This is a genomic window from Vibrio sp. 1641, from assembly GCF_033339995.1.
Taxonomy (GTDB): domain Bacteria; phylum Pseudomonadota; class Gammaproteobacteria; order Enterobacterales; family Vibrionaceae; genus Vibrio; species Vibrio alginolyticus.
The window spans coordinates 1-533 of sequence record NZ_JAWOVP010000472.1 but is presented as its reverse complement, the minus strand read 5'-3'; the positions used below and the strand labels follow the sequence as shown (position 1 = coordinate 533).

Genomic DNA, 533 nt, shown 5'->3' with positions numbered 1-533 from the left:
AAACCATGGACATGCTCGTACAGCAAATTCCACTCGAGCTTTGGGCTACGGCACTGAAAGGTTCGGATATCACGTTGCAGCAAGCGATCAAACGCTCAATGCCACAACGTATGGTGAAAGCGCTAGAAGACGATATGGAAGCGCGTGGTGCAGTTGCACTGAGTCGAGTTCAGAAAGCACGCCAAGACATCATGCAAATGGTGCGCGAGCTTGATGAGTCGGGCGAAGTTCAGTTGCTTCTATACGAAGAGCCAACGGTGGAATAAAGCATGGCAGAACAAAGATCGAACATTATGCGACTGCCTCCAAGTGGTTACCGTTTACACCGTTTTCCGCCGCTGGCTCAGCCAGTTGCGGTTGATGAAGAGTTCGGCTTGGACAACCAAGGTTGGCAAGAGTCGCAAGTGGACATTCAGCAGCAACTTGAAGCAGGTTTCCAACAGGGGCTGCAACAAGGTCATGAAGAAGGTTTACGTCAAGGTATCGAGCAAGGTAAGCAACAAGGTTTGCTCGATGGTCAGAAAGAAGGCTTC

Annotated in this window: 1 protein-coding gene and 1 pseudogene; both read left to right on the top strand. The window is 50.3% G+C overall.

Annotated features, from left to right (window positions below; all coding sequences use genetic code 11):
* Positions 1-266 (top strand): FliG C-terminal domain-containing protein (locus R7Z47_RS26630; protein ID WP_318130995.1); only part of this gene is annotated, 266 nt, incomplete at its 5' end.
* A 3-nt stretch (positions 267-269) separates the two neighbouring features.
* A pseudogene (locus R7Z47_RS26625) lies at positions 270-533 on the top strand (flagellar assembly protein FliH); the annotation flags it as partial.